Here is a 15,128-nt window from a genome sequence, read left to right on the forward strand (position 1 = left end):
TGCGTTGCCGATCCTCGGCACGGTGGCCGTTCTCTGGTGCGCTTCGGAAGCCGTGGGCGACGCCGGCCCCGGCAGTAGCCTCCACAGCGGCTTCGTCGGCGGGATCGGCGCCGCGGTCGGAATCGGCGTGACATCGGCCCTCGCCCGGCGGCGTGCCCTGCAGCGAACCAAGGCGATGCTGCCGGCCGCGTTCAGCGCCACCCAGCGCGACCTCGTGTTCTCGGCGGCGTGGGGCGGACCCCTGCCCGACGACCAGGCCGTACGCGCAGAGGCGCGGCGGCTGGCTGAGCAACGAGCTTCAGCGCGTGGGTCGACCCTGAGGGTGAACGCCCTCGTCTTCGCCGTCCTGGCCGCAGCACTGGCCGTGGCTGGAGCAGTGGCGTCGCCCTGGTGGTGGGGTCGGGTTGCCTGTTGGCGCTGGGCGCGGCCTGGCTGGGCTGGCAGGACCGTCGACTCACCCAGCGGCTGCAGGTCCTGCGCCAGACCGAGCTACCGGACGATCCGGTGGACGACGGCATCCGTCGCCTCGTGGGCGATCCGGTCACTCCATCGGCCGAGTCGGGTCGCGGTCTCGTGGAGATCATCGTCCGCAAGGCCTTCCTGGGCTCGTTCGCCACCGAGATCCGCGTCCGGCTCAACGGTCAGCCGGTTCCCGCGGAGTGGGGGCACAACACCTATCTCGTCAGGGAAGGCCTCTACCGGATCGCGATCAGTGCCGAGTACGTGTCCGAGTACGGGCAGACCACGACGACGCTCGACGTCCCCGCCGGGCAGCGGGTTGGCCTGCACTACAGCCCGCCAGCGGTGACTTTCTTGCCCGGCCGCACCGGCACGGAACCCCAACGTTCGGCGGGTGCTCTGGGGACAGGCCTTGTCCTCGCCGCGTTCCCGGTCCTGGCCGTCGTCCTGCTGCTCACCAACGCCTGAGCAGTTAGTGGTGGCTGGTCTCGTGCTCGGTATGGGTGGCCTGCTCGAACTGGAAGGTCGAGTGTTCGACGCTGATCTTGAAGTGGGTGGCCACGCAGGTCTGCAGGTCGTCGAGCAGCCGGGCCAGGTGACCGTCGTAGAAGCACTCGTCGTCGACGACGACGTGCGCCGTCAGGACAGGAAGTCCGCTGGCGATCTGGCTGGCGTGCAGGTCGTGGACGCTCTGGACGTGAGCGACGTCGAGGATGTGAGTGCGGATGTCGTCGAGATCCAGCCCGGCTGGGGTGGACTCGAGCAGGACCCGGCCGACGTCTCGGAGCAGCGAGACGGTGCGCGGAAGGATGAGGACCCCGATCAGCAGGGAGACGACCGCGTCGGCGCGCGTCCAGCCGGTGGTCGTGATGACAACCGCGGCGACGATCACCGCGACCGAGCCGAGCGCGTCGTTGAGCACCTCGAGAAAGGCCGCCCGCAGGTTGAGGTTGGTTCCCCGGCTGCCGGCGAGCAGCGAGATGGAGACGGCGTTGCCGACCAACCCGACGATGCCGAAGATCAACATGCCGCTGGAAGTGACCTCGGGCGGTTCGACGAGACGGCGGATGCCTTCCACCAGCACGTAGATCCCGACGCCGAGCAGCAGCAGCGCCTGAGCGGCGGCAGCAAGGGTCTCGGCCCGCTTGTAGCCCCAGGTGCGTCGGCTGGTCGGCGCCCGGGTGACCAGGTGCGCGGCGACCAGGGCCATCACCAGTCCGGCAGCGTCGGTGAGCATGTGGCCGGCGTCGGCGAGCAGCGCCAGGCTGCCCGTCCAGACGGCCCCGATCACCTCCGCGACCAGTACGCTCACGGTGATCGTCAGGACCAGGGCGACCCGGCGTCGGTCCGCAGCGGCGACCAGGTCGGCGCTGCCGTGGTCGTGGTCGTGGAGCGGGCTCATCGGCGGTCCTTGACGCTGCACGCGGCGCAGCAGACCTCGCCGCGCCAGGCCTCGACCCCTTCGCGGACGGCGACGGCGGCGATGACCAGTGCCGCGACCGGGTCGGCCCAGGTCCAGCCGAACAGGCTGTTGAGGGCCAGGCCGACGAGCAGGACCGCGGAGAGGTAGGTGCAGAGCAGGGTCTGCTTGGAGTCCGCGAGCGCCGACCGCGACCCGAGCTCGCGACCCGTGCGGCGTTGGCCGTAGGACAGCAGCGGCATCACCGCGAGGCTGACCGCGGCGAGCACCAGGCCGATGGTGGAGTGCTCGGGGGTCCCCCCGCCGAGCAGGGAACGGGCCGCATCAACGGTGACGAACGCGGCGAGGCCGAAGAACGAGAATGCGATCACCCGCAGCGCGGTCCTCTCTCGCGCCTCGGGGTCGCGGCCGGCGAACTGCCACGCCACCGCAGCGGCTGAGGCCACTTCGATCACCGAGTCGAGGCCGAACCCGATCAACGCGCTGGACGACGCCCGAGTACCGGCAGCCATCGCCACCACCGCTTCGACCACGTTGTAGCTGATGGTGGCAGCAACGAACCAGCGGATCCGCCGAGACAGCACCGCCCGGCGGACAGGTGAGGGACCGAGCGACAGCACCGTCATACCGGCGTCACCGCACCCGCCAGGGCCGGGTCCACCAAGGACGCTGACCGAGCCGGGCCAGCGTAGGACTCGCCGCAGCAGTCGGGGTCGACGACCAGCACCATCGCGAGCAGATCGTCCAGTGCGTGGGCGATACGCGGATCCGTCAGCTCGTAGCGCGAACGTCGCCCCTCCGGGACGGCTACCACGAGGCCGCAGCCGCGCAGGCACGCGAGGTGGTTCGACATCGCCTGCCGGCTCACCCCGACCAGGTCGGCGAGGTCCGCTGGATAGGCCGGGCCTGCTCGCAACGTCAGCAGAACCTTGGTACGGGTCGGATCAGACAGCGCGTGCCCGAACCGGGCCAGCGCCTCCGTCGACGAGGAGATCAGCACGTGCTCGACGATACACGGAGGAGTGTATTCACGGCGCTCTGAACTTGGGAAAGGTCGATCCCGGGGGCCGTGACCGGTCGGCCCGCTCCCTGCGGAGCGGTGTCGGTGCCGCGTCGTAGGCTCACTGCCGTGATCCGACGATGAGCAAGGTTGATGCCCAGCGGGCGATGCGTGAAGCCAGGTACGCCGCTAACCGGGCCAGCGGGCCCACCCGCCGCGAGGCGGCCGCGAGCGGCGACAGCCCGGCCGCCCCGGCTGCTCGGACGCCAAGCACCAAGCCGGCTCAACCCACCAAGGTCGCTCCGGACACGACGGCAGCGCCGGAGGTCGAACGCTGTGGACACAAGTCCATGAACGGCCGAGCGTGCACCCGCGAGGCCGGTCACGCCGAGAAGAACCACCGCTACAGCTGACGTCCGGCCTGCCCGTGCGGCTTGTGAGCCGGAGCACGACAGCGAATAGATCACAGCGCCTCGCAACGCGTGCATCGGACCCTGCCTCCACCGCCCGGTACGGCGAGGCCATCAGGACCACCATGGCCGCTCGGACCAGCCCTACCCCGACTTTCGCGAGGCTGCGCAAGGCAAGGGATTCACCCACACGAAGTCCATCGGCCACTCGACCGGCAACCTCGTGGCTCTTCAGGATCGGTAGCGGCGCCGGGACCCGTAGCCGATCGCGAGCAGCGTGAGCCCGACGAGGAGCAGGACCACCGACAGGGGCGCCGTGAAGGGTCCGTCCGACCCGAAGCCGTACAGCATGCCCGCGACCAAGCCGACGCCCGTGATGGACCCACCAAAGCGAAGCGCGACGTTGTCGCCCCGAGCCCGACGGCTCCGACTCTTGCTCTCCTGCTACGGCTGGACTGGCGTCTCGGAGGCCTTGCTCCGCTCGGTGCAGACGCGAGTGCTCGCCTCAGCCGACGGCATCGAACGCACCGCTTCCCGCGGCGATGCGGCGTACCAGCACATGCTCGAGACGGGTGTAGCGAGCTCACTCCGCGCAGCCGCCGCCGAGCTCGCCCGGGACAGCGCCACCCTTGCCGGGACCTCCGGGTCAGCGTTGCCGCCGGTCAGCGGATCGTTTCGGCATAGAGAAACTTCTCGGTTGTTGCGTCAACGAGGGTGGCGGTGCGAGCGACTTGGGTCAGCGGGTTGCGAGGGGTGGCGCTCGGATCGAGATCGGGACCTGGACCGGCGGCCATCTGAACACCCTCCTGGGACACCAGAACCCAGACCATGCGGTCCTTGATGATGGGCTTTCCGGCTTTCGTGTAGCCGTTGACGGTGACCTGTGCGTAGGTCACGTACTCCAGGTTGTTCGACGCCTTGGTGATGGCCGAAGGAATGCCATCACTATCGATCTCCACCGGAGCCACCTCGGTTCCGCTCGCTTCCAGCTCTGCGAGGAGCGAGTCAGGAATCGGCGGATAGGCGCGCGCAGCCGGCGGCACGATCTCGGGGGTCTTGGGAACCGCGATGAGCGTGGCTGGGGTGGTGGCTTGGTCGAGGACGACGGCCGGCTCGAGAGGCGCTGCCAGGGTTAAGGTGACGCGAGAGGTGACGCCAACTCCTCGACACATCCCGTCCTTCGGCTGCCCGACCGGGTTGTCCTTGACGACCACCAGCACCTCCAGCCCTTGGGTGGTCGGCTGGGACTCGACCCGCACCAGCTGCTTCGTCAGCCCCTCCGGAATGCACTGGCCGTTGTCCCAGGACAGGCGGAGCTGACTGCCGTCCAAGGTGACCGCCACGACACGAGCTGCGCTTTCACCCTGGCCCAGCGGCTGCAGGGCCGGCACGGACGAGCTACCGGTGGATGGCGGCGCAGCGACGACCGGGCCCGCGGAGCCGAGCCGACCGGACAGGGCGACCCCGGCTAGCACGACGAAGATCAGCGCGGCCGCGAGCGACACCAATATCCGCAGCCGGCGGGCCTTTCTCGGTGGCCCGACCTGAAGCGGGACGGGCGACCAGTCGATCCGCTCGATCCGGTCGGTCTCCGAGCCAAGGTCGCTGACCAGCCCCTGCCCGGCCACGATCCGGGAGCTGAGCTCGGCCAACATCTCGGGAGCAGTCTCCGGACGGTCGGCAGCTGGGTCGAGCGTGCGGAGCTGGGCGTGAGCCTCGGGAGGCAGTGCAGCAAATCGAGTCATGGGGTCACCTCAGTGATGGTTGTGTCCACGCCCGAGCTCGAGCCGGCGGGGACGGCAGGCTGAGCGTTGGTTCGGCCGAGACCGGCAGCAAGGCGGCGGCGGGCGCGATGGAGCCGCATGGTGAAGGCGGAGAGGCTGCAGCCCAGGGAGGCCGCCGCCTCCTTGGCGGTGAGCCCGTCCCACGCGACCAGGGCCAGAACCTCCTGGTCGGCCGGCGACAACGAGTGCAGGGCAGCCGACCAGCGCCGGGTCAGCTCCTGCCCGTCCTCCACATCCCACCGTTCAGGGCCCGGCTGGGCCCGTAAGCGCAGCTGCAGCCGGTCAGCCCGCTGGCGCGAGCGCCGTTGGTTGGCCAGGACGTTCCGTGCTGTCCCGATCAGCCAGGGCAGCGGCTCCGCCGGGATCTCATCCAGCCGGCGCCACGCCACCACGAACACGTCCGCCGCCGCGTCTGCAGCCGCGTCCGACTCCGTTCGCCGCAAGGCGTATCGCAGCACCTCGTCGTAGTGGCGGCGGAACAGCACGCTGAAGCGCTCTTCCGCACTCTCGCCGTTGCTCACACCCCTCCATGTCCGCCAACCCGGCCATCCTCACCCTGGTAAGGGAGCGCAGGGCAGGTGCAGCACGCGTGCCTCGAGGTCGTCCGCTGGCGCCAGGGTGATCGTGACCTCGCCGCCCGGGAGTCCGATGGCGGGCCAGGATGCGGCGACGATGAGCCGCCGGTCGGCTGGAGTGGCGTCGACCCAGGCATCGATGCCGAGGACGAAGTAGTCGTCGCTCCAGCTGCCCCGACGGGAGCCCCGAGGGATCGCGGTGATGCCGTCGGCGGTGATGGTGATGACCGGCTCCGTGCCTCTCGGCCGTTCCTGACGCCCACCGGCTTTGGCCCGGCACTCCTTTGCACGGGTGGAGGTCGTCCAGCCGAGAACGCGATATTCGTCAACCTGATCGTGGTGCGCGAGTTCTTCCAGCGCATGACCGCGCTACCCATCGGCGCCCCGGCGGTGAACGCGCAGCCTTCGCCGACCCGCAGGCCTGAGGTTCGTGGCCGCACGCGACTACGGGCAGTACTCCGCGATCACCCAGGCGCCAGAGCTCGTGGATGAACGAGCAACATCCTGGCCGTGCGACTCAAGGAGCCGCAGGCGGCCGACGCCCTCCGCCGGGTCTCGCACTCCCCGGTCATCGTCTACGAGCTGACCCCGGTACGGCCGCGAGCTCGAGCCCCCCCAGTCTGGCGCTCGGCGCCTGGGACTTCAAGGCAATGGGCGAACCGCGCTTCGGTCTCGACGAGCTGGTGATCGGGTGGACCGCTCCACCCTGGACGTGACGCGCAGGGACGACCGGTCGATCGCCACCGGCGTGGTCGAGGTCCTGCATGGGCGCAACACCCTTCTCGACCGCTTCGCGAGCACGTTCCGCCTGGCCGCCTGCCCTCTGCTGGGAGGGTTGCAATAGGTCAGGTATTCGAATAGGATGGGGCATGGCTCGGGGGATCCAGCAGTGCGACGACACGGACGTGTGTCCGGTCAACCGCGCGGAGCGCGGGCTGTCGATGCTGAACGCCGGGCTCGACGAGCTGATCGCGGCGGTCGACGACGGAGAGCTCGGGTCGTTCGACGACCAGGAGCTGATCGGATTCCTCCAGCGGTTGGAGAAGCACCGTAACCAGATGCCGGTGGTCGACCACGCGATGCTGGCCGAGGCGGAGAGTCGTCGGCTGGCCGACCGGCTGACCCAGCCGAACCTGGTGCGGGTCCTGGTGGGGGCGTTGCGGCTGTCCTCGCGCGAGGCACAGAGCCGGGTCAAGGCCGCGGAAGCGGTCGGGCCTCGGACGACCATGGCCGGCGAGCGACTCGAGCCGATCCGGCCGGTGCTGGCGGCGGCGCAGCGGAACGGTCAGGTGACCCCCGAACAGGTGCAGCTGATCGTGCGGGCGCTCTCTCAGGTGGACCGGCCGGGGTTCGACCCGGCCCAGGTGGACGCCGGAGAGACCCTGCTGACCGGGTTCGCGGAGACGTTCGAGCCGCGAGAGCTGAGCCGGCTAGCCGACCATGTGGTGGAGCGGATCGACCCGGACGGGACCCGACCCGACGACGAGCTGGTCGCCGAACGTCGGCACCTGAGCATGCGGCAGGTCCGCAACGGCAGCTGGATCGGGGAGTTCCGGCTCACCGGGGTCGCCGGGGCCAAGCTGGCTGCGGTGCTGCGGCCGCTCGCGAAGCCGCGGACCGAGCCGGTGCCCTGCGCCGACGGGGCGAACCGGACCGCAGCGCTCCTCGCCGCCTCCGACGGGCGGACGTACGGGCAACGGATGCACGACGCGCTCGAAGACGTCTGCGACCGGATGCTTCGCTCCGACACGCTGCCGGACGTCGGCGGGGTCCCGGCGACGGTGATCGTCACCATCAGCGAGGAAGACCTGCGCGAGCGGGTCGGGGTCGGCCACACCTCCGACGGCGCCCGCCTGTCGGTCGCGCAGGTGCTCGACCTGGCTGGGCAGGCCGACGTCATCCCCACCGTCCTCAGCCGGGCAGGCGCGGTCAAAGCTCAGGGTCGGAACCGGCGGATCGCCACCGCCGCCTTGACCTGGGCGTTGATCGCCCGGGATGGCGGCTGCTCGTTCCCCGCCTGCGACCGGTCCCCGGAGCTGTGCGAGCGTCACCACATCGTTCCGTGGATCGACGGCGGCCTCACCGATCTCGACAACCTCACCCTGCTGTGCCGCTATCACCACCACCAGTTCGAACAGCGTGGTTGGACCGCCGCAATCAATGCTGACGGGCTTCCCGAGTGGACCCCGCCGAAGTGGATGGACCCTCAACGACGACCCCTGCTCAACGCCCGGATCCGACAACGACTGCTCAGCCAGACCCTGCCGCCGACCCTGTTCAGGCCCACTCCCGTAAAGGGCGGTCGCGACCCGTCGGGGGAAAGTGACGTGGGGTGGGCGATCGACTCATCCGATGATCGAGACCCCCACCGGTGAGATCCTGGTGACAAGCCACAGCCAGACTACGAGCCGGAGCTGGAGCGGCTGGCTTCTGGATGGTTTGAGTCCGACGTCCGCTGCATCGCCCTCGAGGTTTCGATGAGTGCCGAGACCGACGTTTCGTTGCGCGAGGAACATCCGTGCCGCAACCACTACCGCCGACATCGCGGGCGGAAGCCGTGCCCGGTGGCTCGGGCTCAGCCGCACTCACGGTCCGGCGTCAAGCCGACTGTTCTGACGCTAGCCAGGTCCTCGAAACGATCCGGCGTCATCCGGTGCGTTTCCCACCTCGTGGGAACCGCTCACCACGCCGGTCCGGATCGTCAGCGAATGCCGCTGCGCGCGAAGCCTTGGACGAAGTAGCGCTGAAAGACCAGGAACAGCACGACCATCGGCGCGACGTTCAGCAGCGCGAAGGCCATCGTGCCGCCGTAGTCGGAGCCGAACTGGCCCTGCAGGTAGAGCAGCCCGATCGGGAGCGTGAAGAGCTGGTTGTCCTTGAGCGCGATCAACGGCCACGCGAAGTCGTTCCACGACCCGAGCAGGCTCATGAAGAACAGCACCGCGAGCAGCGGCCGGCTGAGCGGCAGCACCACGTACGCAAACACCCGCAGCTGACCGGCACCATCGATCCGGGCCGCTTCGAGTAGGTCACGGGGGATGGCCAGCATGTACTGTCGCGCCAGGAAGACCCCGAACGCCGACGCCGACGTCGGCAGGATCACCGCCCAGTAGCTGCCGTACAGGCCGAGCCCGGTGACCAGCCGGAACAGCGACACCATGATCACCTGCACCGGGATCATCAGCGTCGACACCGACAGCAGGAACAGCGCCGTCGACCCGCGAAAGCGCAGGTGCCCGAACGCGTACCCGCCGAGCACGCTCACCCCGACGGTGATCAGAGCCACGACCAGGGCAATGGCGACCGAGTTGCCGAACCAGGTGGCGACCGGGAAGGCGGCCAGCACCCGCTCGAAATTGGCCGTGGTGAAGGACCGTGGCCACAGCCGCAGCGCCCCGCCGAGCAGCTCGGCCCGGCTGGAGAAGGCGACGACGACCATCCAGTAGAGCGGGCTGACCATCACCGCACAGACCGCGACGGCGATGAGCACCCGGCAGGCCCGCAGGCTCCGGTCGCGACGGCTCCTCATTCCGCCAGGTCCCGGTTGCGGCTGAACCGCCACTGCACCACCGTGAACGCCAGCATCACGACCAGCAGCACCATCCCGATGGCGGCGGCGTACCCCTGGTCTCGGGTGACGAAGCCGTTGTCGTAGGCGTAGGTGACGAGCACCGACGTGGCGTTCTGCGGCCCGCCGCCGGTCAGGACGAAGACGATGTCGAAGACCTGGAAGGAGTAGATGACGTTCATGATCAGCAGGAAGAACGTCTGCGGCCCGACCAGCGGCACGGTCAGGTAGCGGAGCTGCTGCCAGGGGCCGCCGCCGTCCAGCCGGGCGGCTTCGTAGAGGTCGGGGCTGATGGCCTGCAGACCGCCGAGGTAGATCAGCATGTTGAAGCCGACCCGCCACCACAGGGTGACGAGCACGACCGAGGCGAACGCGGCCGCCCCACCGGACTGCCACGGCACCGCGGGCAGGCCGAAGAAGCGCAGCAGCTTGTCGAGCACCCCGCTGTTCTCGTCGAAGACCAGCACGCCCATCAGCGCCGTCGCCACGCCGGAGATCGCCATCGGCAGGATCAGGATCGACCGGAACAGCCCGCGCGCCGGCAGCACCGGGTTCAGCAGCACCGCCACGCCGAGCCCGAGCGCCATCGACACCGGCGTCACCAGCAGGGTGAACAGCGTGGTGTTCAGCGTCGAACGCCAGAAGAGCGGATCGGCGGCGAGCCGGGCGTAGTTGTCGAGTCCGACGAAGGTCCCGGCGCCGAAACCGTTCGTCCGCTGCAGGCTCAGCACCAGCGCACCGACCAGCGGCACCAGCACGAACAGCCCGAGCAGCACCACGCTCGGTGCTACGAAGGCGTAACCCGCCCACGACTCACCCCGGACCCTCCGGACCGACGCCGAGGCCACGCTCACGAAGCGGTCGCGCGGGCGATGCCGGCCGCGAGACCAGCGAGGGTGTCCTCGGTGGTCTGGCCGCCGACGAAGGCCTGCTCCAGCTGGTCCTTCAGCACCGTGATGATCTTGGACATCGACGGCGACGCGACCTGGCCCGCGTCCTCCGCACGGACCACCGAGGCCTGGCCGACGAAGACCGGCGACAGCTCGGGCCGGACCGCGAACTCGATCCCCGACGTCGCCAGGTCGCGGCGGGTGGGCAGCAGCGAGGCCCCGACGCAGAAGTCGCGCATCGCGTCCGCCGAGGTGACGAAGTCCAGGAACTTCGCGGCCAGGTCCGGCTTCTTCGAGGCGGCGGTCGCCACCAGCGCGTTGCCGCCGAAGTCGCCGCCCCCACGGACCTTGCGCGGTGCGAAGGTGGCGCCCCACTCGAAGTCCAGCGTCGACGCGGCGTCGGGGATCATGAACGCGCCGCCGAAGACCATCGCCGTGGTCTGGGAGTACCACATGTCCGCCGCATAGGTCGTGGACTTGACGGAGTCGTTCGGCGGCACGAACAAGTTGTTGAAGAAGCTGCGGCTGAAGTCAAGAGCCGCCCGCCCGGCGCTGGAGTCGATGGCGGGCTTGGTCAGGTCCTCGGCCAGAAAGCGGCCGTCGGCCTGGAAGAGCAGGCTGAGCCAGCGGGTCACCCCGTTGCCCTGCCAGTTGTATGCGAACGGGTACTTGTCGCCCGGCAGGGCCTTGCGCAACGTCTGCGCGACGGTGGTGAGCTCGTCCCAGGTCCAGGCGTCGCCGACCGACGTGGGGACGGCGGCGATGCCCGCCGAGGACAGCAGCGCCTTGTTGTAGAGGATCGCGGAGGTGTCGGTGTGGTGCGGCACCCCGAACGGGCGGTCCTGGTTCTGCACCGCGCGCCAGGCCGCAGGGGTGAAGCGGTCACCGAACGCGGCGTCCAGGTGCGGGCTGAGGTCGAGCAGCTGACTGCGGCCGGCGTACCCCCCGAACGTGTAGTACGGCACCCGGAACACGTCCGGGGCAAGGCCGGCCTGCAGCTGGGCGTCGATGTTGGTGAACATCTGCTCGTACGGGACGGCGTTCAGGGTGACGGTGACACCGGCGTTGGCCGCCTCGAAGCCGGTGATCGCCTTCCGGAAGCCCGCCAGCTCGCTGTCGGTGCCCCAGGTGGTGAAGCTGAGCGTGTTCGCGTCGTCGTCCGGCTTGGACCCGGACAGCCCGAAGCCGCACCCGCTGAGGCCGGCCGGTGCGGCGAGGGCGCTCGCGCCGCCCAAGAAACGACGTCTGGTGATCGGTGTCATGGTGTTCTCCCCGTCGTGCGCTCGTCCCCCGGACCGGTCGACGGCCCCGCGGTGGGCATGATCACCCGGCGGGAATTCTGTGGATCACCAACACCTGGATGCCTTTACCTCAACATTCCTCAGAAACTACGTTCTGCTGGTCTTTCCGATTGCCGCTCATCGTCATTATCGGCCGCCACGAAATGTTCGGTGACCGTCCGAAGCAGACGCCAGGCCGCAAACACCGCGACGGCACTGAACAGCACGTGCACCGCGACGAAGCCGTCGGCGAGACCGGCCCCCAGCGCCACGCCGGCGATCAGCGGTCCGAGCGCCGAGACGCCGGTCTGCAGACCGGAGAACAGCCCCAGCGTGGTCCCGACGTAGCCGTCCGGCGCGAGCTGGGCGACCAACGGGTTGAGCACCGGGCCGTACATCGTCTCGCCGGCCGCGAAGAGGCCGAACGTGACCACGAGGACCGTCGGTGCGAGCTCCGGCGTCCGCGCAGCGAAGGCGAGAATGACCCAGCAGAGCAGCCAGATCGCCCCGACCGCCATCAGCAGCCGCGGCGCCGACCGCGAGGCCGTCCACTTGACCACGCCCATCTGCAGGACGAGGAGCACGAAGCAGTTCACCGCCGCCGCCGTGCCGACGGTGCGCTCGGAGACGTCGAGGACGATCAGCGCGTACGCGGGCAGACCGCTGTCGAACTGGGCGTAGAAGGCCAGCGCGAGGGCAGCGGTCAGGACCGCGGTCCAGCGCAGCGCCGGGTTCGCGGCCACCAGCCGCAAGGCGCGGCCCGTCTCGCCCGGAGCCGTCGGCACCAGCACCGGCGGTGAGGTGATGTCGTTGACCCCGCGGACGGCGAGCGCGACGAGCAGCCCAGACAGCGCGAACCCGGACGCGGCCGCGCCGAAGGCGACGTCCATCCCGTCGGCCTGGCGCAGGTCGACGACGTAGCCGGCGGCGAACGCGCCGACACCCATCCCGAGGGCCTGACCGGTGGCCAGCCAGGCGAACACCGAGCGGCGGTCGTCGCTGCGCACCCGGTTCAGCAGCAGGACCGACTGAGCCGGGGTCCCGGCCGCGAGCGCGAAACCGAAGACGGCCATCCCGGCCAAGAACGTGCCGGGCCGGTCGGCGGTCGTCAGGGAGGCCGCCGCCACGGCGGCCACCACCTTGGTGCTGATCGCCACCAGTGCCGGGGACCAGCGGTCTGCGAGCCTGCCACCCACCGGGGCAGCCGCCAGCGCGCCCACCGAGAACAGGCTCGAGGCCAGCGCGGCAACCAGGCCGCCCCAGCCGCGGGTGCTCGCCGCGTACGCGTACTGGTACGGCAGGACCGTGCCCCAACCGAGCATCCCCACCGCCGACGCCAACACCACCAACCGTGCCGAACGCATGTCGCACCTCCTCCAGACCGTCCCCATGACGCTAACACTTCGTTAACGAAGGCTTCGATATCGAAATTCCTGATGGAGCATACGTGATCGGACGACCGCAGCGGTCACACTGGTCAGGTGAAGTTCCTCGAGATCGACGGTCTGGGCCAGGTCAGCCGAGTGGGGCTGGGGACGTGGCAGTTCGGCTCCCGCGAGTGGGGGTACGGCGACGGCTACGCCTCGGGTCCCGCGCACGCCATCGTGGCCCGTGCCCGCGAGCTGGGCGTCACGCTCTTCGACACCGCCGAGGTCTACGGCATGGGCAAGAGCGAGCGGATCCTCGGCGAGGCGCTCGGGACCGAGCGCGACCAGGTGGTGGTCGCGAGCAAGATCTTTCCGATCGCTCCCTTCCCGCCCGTTGTCCGACGTCGCGCCGCCGGCAGCGCCCGCCGACTGCAGCTGGCCAAGATCCCGCTCTACCAGATCCACCAGGCCAACCCCGTGGTGCCGGACTCGGTCACCATGCGGGGAATGCGCAGCCTGCTGGACGACGACCGGATCGGCGCCGTCGGCGTCTCGAACTACACCCTGCAGCGCTGGCAGCAGGCCGACGCGGCTCTCGGTCGCCCGGTGGTCAGCAACCAGGTGCAGTTCTCCCTGGCCAAGCCGGGACCGCTGAGCGATCTCGTCCCCTTCGCCGCTCAGGAGAACCGGATGATCATGGCGTGGAGCCCGCTGGCCCAAGGCCTGCTCGGCGGCCGCTACGGCCCCGACCACCGGCCGGGCGGCGTCCGGGCCGCGAACCCGCTCTTCGGCACCGAGAACCTGCGTCGGGTCGCTCCGCTGCTGGACCTGGTGCGCGCGACCGCCGACCGCTACGACGCGAAGCCGGCCCAGGTAGCGCTGGCCTGGCTGCTCGCCCAGCCGCAGGTCGTGGTGATCCCCGGCGCCTCCAGTGTGGAGCAGCTGGAGTTCAACGTGGCGGCCGCCGACCTCGACCTGGACGAGGACTCCGTGACCGCCCTGACCGCAGCGGCCCACTCGTTCGACCCCGTACCAGCGGCCCGCACCCTGGTCGACGGCCTGCGCGAGAAGGCGAGTCGCTGATCAGCGGCAGCGCTTCATTCGGAGCCCGCGCCTTGCTGGATTGGCGTGTCGCTATTGAGTAAGAATTGTCCTATTCCTCGGCAACAATAAGGTCTCGGAAAACCTTTTCAATCTTGGTTCGACCCGGACGAGCGCCTATTCTCAAGGGCAGTCACGTTACCCGGGGGACGTGACAGCTCGCTTCACCATTACCGAGATTCGCGTCCGATCGGAGTCCAGCCGTGGCGTCCCCGTCCTCCTACCGCACCATGCCCACGACGCTCCTGCACCACGCGTCGCTGGAGTCCCAGCCGCAGCAGCCGAATCCGGTTTGGTTACGCGCGGCGCTGGACTTCAGCCAGCTGCTGCTGAGCCGCTCCGACACCGACCCGCGGCCGTGGGCGGCGCTGAGCGCCAGCGTCTGCGAGCTGCTGGACGCCGACGCCGTGGTCGTGGTGCCCGCCAGCCAGGACGCGCCCATCGCGGGCTGCGTGGTCCTCGGCCGGGTGATGGCCCTGCCGCTGGTCGGCCGCAACGGCAGCCTCGGCGTGATCGAGGTCCACCGCCGCAGCGACCAGCCGGCCTTCTCCGAGGACGACGCCGCTCTGGCGCGCGGTCTGGCCCACGAGGTGACCATCGCGCTCGAGCTCGGCGACGCTCGGGCGGCCCAGCACCGGAACCGGCTGCTCGAGGACCGTGAGCGGATCGCGCGCGACCTGCACGACCAGGTGATCCAGCGTCTCTTCGCCACCGGCCTGCGGCTGCAGAGCACCGCCAAAGCCAGCAAGGACGAGGCGGACCGGGCCCGGCTGACCGAGGTGATCGACGAGCTGGACGAGACGGTGCGGCAGATCCGGACCACGATCTTTGCCCTGCACTGCTCGGACACCTCCTCGACCTCGATGCGGCGGGTGGTGCTCGAGGTTGCCGAGAGCGTGGGCTCAGCCTTCGGCCTGCGCCCCGAGGTCTGCTTCCGCGGACCCCTCGACGCGCTCGTCGACGCCCAGGTGGTCGACGACGTCGAGGCCGTCGTCCGCGAGGGACTGACCAACGTGGGCAAGCACGCCGGCGCACACCGCGCGACGGTCAACCTCAGCGCGACCGCTGGCCAGCTCCGGCTCGTGATCGAGGACGACGGGGTCGGCCTGACCGGCAGCACCCGCGACAGCGGCATGGGTAATCTGCGCTGCCGCGCCGAAGGGCACGGCGGCGCCCTCAGCGTCGACCGCTCCCCGATGGGTGGGATCCGGCTCTGCTGGACCGTCCCGCTGCGCTGAGCCCCCCGGACTGCCCGGGCCAGCCGTCCTGTCGGA

The 15,128-nt window shown here is 69.8% G+C and carries 16 protein-coding genes; 6 read left to right on the top strand and 10 right to left on the bottom strand.

All coding sequences use genetic code 11. The annotated features are described in order from the left end of the window. Positions 1-390 precede the first annotated feature (390 nt). Positions 391-927, top strand: coding sequence for a hypothetical protein (locus tag ACFE76_RS05300; protein ID WP_375430704.1), 537 nt, complete (start codon positions 391-393; stop codon positions 925-927). 4 nt (positions 928-931) lie between these two features. On the opposite strand, the gene ACFE76_RS05305 is transcribed toward ACFE76_RS05300, so the two are convergent. Genes ACFE76_RS05305 through ACFE76_RS05315 form a run of 3 tightly spaced genes read right to left on the bottom strand, consistent with a single transcriptional unit; the run spans position 932 to position 2,879 of the window. Next, positions 932-1,861 carry a cation diffusion facilitator family transporter gene (locus ACFE76_RS05305; protein ID WP_375430705.1) on the bottom strand — a complete coding sequence of 310 codons (930 nt, stop codon included), beginning with the start codon at positions 1,859-1,861 and terminating at the stop codon, positions 932-934. After that, on the bottom strand, positions 1,858-2,505 hold the full coding sequence (locus ACFE76_RS05310) for a cation transporter (protein WP_375430706.1): 648 nt from the start codon (positions 2,503-2,505) through the stop codon (positions 1,858-1,860). The genes ACFE76_RS05305 and ACFE76_RS05310 overlap by 4 nt, the downstream gene beginning before the upstream one ends. Further along, positions 2,502-2,879, bottom strand: a complete 378-nt coding sequence (locus ACFE76_RS05315; RefSeq protein WP_375430707.1) for an ArsR/SmtB family transcription factor — start codon at positions 2,877-2,879, stop codon at positions 2,502-2,504. The genes ACFE76_RS05310 and ACFE76_RS05315 overlap by 4 nt, the downstream gene beginning before the upstream one ends. Positions 2,880-3,019: 140 nt before the next feature. On the opposite strand from ACFE76_RS05315, the gene ACFE76_RS05320 reads away from it, so the two are divergent. Beyond that, positions 3,020-3,292, top strand: coding sequence for a hypothetical protein (locus ACFE76_RS05320; protein WP_375430708.1), 273 nt, complete (start codon positions 3,020-3,022; stop codon positions 3,290-3,292). Positions 3,293-3,520: 228 nt separating this feature from the next. Here the strand turns inward: ACFE76_RS05320 and ACFE76_RS05325 are convergent, their stop codons facing one another. The 3 genes from ACFE76_RS05325 to ACFE76_RS05335 all read right to left on the bottom strand — a co-directional run bounded on the left by ACFE76_RS05325 (position 3,521) and on the right by ACFE76_RS05335 (position 5,594). Beyond that, positions 3,521-3,652 carry a hypothetical protein gene (locus ACFE76_RS05325; RefSeq protein ID WP_375430709.1) on the bottom strand — a complete coding sequence of 44 codons (132 nt, stop codon included), beginning with the start codon at positions 3,650-3,652 and terminating at the stop codon, positions 3,521-3,523. Between the two features lie 299 nt (positions 3,653-3,951). After that, a complete protein-coding gene (locus tag ACFE76_RS05330) occupies positions 3,952-4,944 on the bottom strand; it encodes a hypothetical protein (RefSeq protein ID WP_375430710.1) in 993 nt (330 codons plus the stop codon). A gap of 86 nt (positions 4,945-5,030) precedes the next feature. Further along, positions 5,031-5,594, bottom strand: coding sequence for an RNA polymerase sigma factor (locus ACFE76_RS05335; RefSeq protein ID WP_375430711.1), 564 nt, complete (start codon positions 5,592-5,594; stop codon positions 5,031-5,033). 745 nt (positions 5,595-6,339) lie between these two features. Between ACFE76_RS05335 and ACFE76_RS05340 the strand changes: the two genes are divergently transcribed. Together ACFE76_RS05340 and ACFE76_RS05345 are read left to right on the top strand one after the other, a co-directional pair. After that, a complete protein-coding gene (locus ACFE76_RS05340; RefSeq protein ID WP_375430712.1) occupies positions 6,340-6,492 on the top strand; it encodes a hypothetical protein in 153 nt (50 codons plus the stop codon). A 25-nt stretch (positions 6,493-6,517) separates the two neighbouring features. Beyond that, positions 6,518-8,023 carry a DUF222 domain-containing protein gene (locus tag ACFE76_RS05345; RefSeq protein ID WP_375430713.1) on the top strand — a complete coding sequence of 502 codons (1,506 nt, stop codon included), beginning with the start codon at positions 6,518-6,520 and terminating at the stop codon, positions 8,021-8,023. Between the two features lie 326 nt (positions 8,024-8,349). Here the strand turns inward: ACFE76_RS05345 and ACFE76_RS05350 are convergent, their stop codons facing one another. From ACFE76_RS05350 to ACFE76_RS05365, 4 genes are all read right to left on the bottom strand, one after another. Next, positions 8,350-9,177, bottom strand: a complete 828-nt coding sequence (locus tag ACFE76_RS05350; RefSeq protein ID WP_375430714.1) for a carbohydrate ABC transporter permease — start codon at positions 9,175-9,177, stop codon at positions 8,350-8,352. Continuing rightward, positions 9,174-10,070 carry a carbohydrate ABC transporter permease gene (locus ACFE76_RS05355; RefSeq protein WP_375430715.1) on the bottom strand — a complete coding sequence of 299 codons (897 nt, stop codon included), beginning with the start codon at positions 10,068-10,070 and terminating at the stop codon, positions 9,174-9,176. The genes ACFE76_RS05350 and ACFE76_RS05355 overlap by 4 nt, the downstream gene beginning before the upstream one ends. After that, positions 10,067-11,368, bottom strand: coding sequence for an ABC transporter substrate-binding protein (locus tag ACFE76_RS05360; protein ID WP_375430716.1), 1,302 nt, complete (start codon positions 11,366-11,368; stop codon positions 10,067-10,069). Before ACFE76_RS05360 ends, ACFE76_RS05355 begins: the two co-directional genes overlap by 4 nt. A gap of 119 nt (positions 11,369-11,487) precedes the next feature. Next, entirely contained in the window at positions 11,488-12,750 is a 1,263-nt protein-coding gene (locus tag ACFE76_RS05365; RefSeq protein WP_375430717.1) for an MFS transporter, read from the bottom strand. 117 nt (positions 12,751-12,867) lie between these two features. Between ACFE76_RS05365 and ACFE76_RS05370 the strand changes: the two genes are divergently transcribed. After that, complete coding sequence (locus ACFE76_RS05370) at positions 12,868-13,836, top strand: aldo/keto reductase (RefSeq protein ID WP_375430718.1); 969 nt, start codon at positions 12,868-12,870, stop codon at positions 13,834-13,836. Positions 13,837-14,057: 221 nt separating this feature from the next. After that, complete coding sequence (locus ACFE76_RS05375) at positions 14,058-15,092, top strand: GAF domain-containing sensor histidine kinase (protein WP_375430719.1); 1,035 nt, start codon at positions 14,058-14,060, stop codon at positions 15,090-15,092. Positions 15,093-15,128: the final 36 nt, after the last annotated feature.

The sequence above is a fragment of the uncultured Friedmanniella sp. genome, assembly GCF_964244005.1.
Lineage (GTDB): Bacteria > Actinomycetota > Actinomycetes > Propionibacteriales > Propionibacteriaceae > Microlunatus.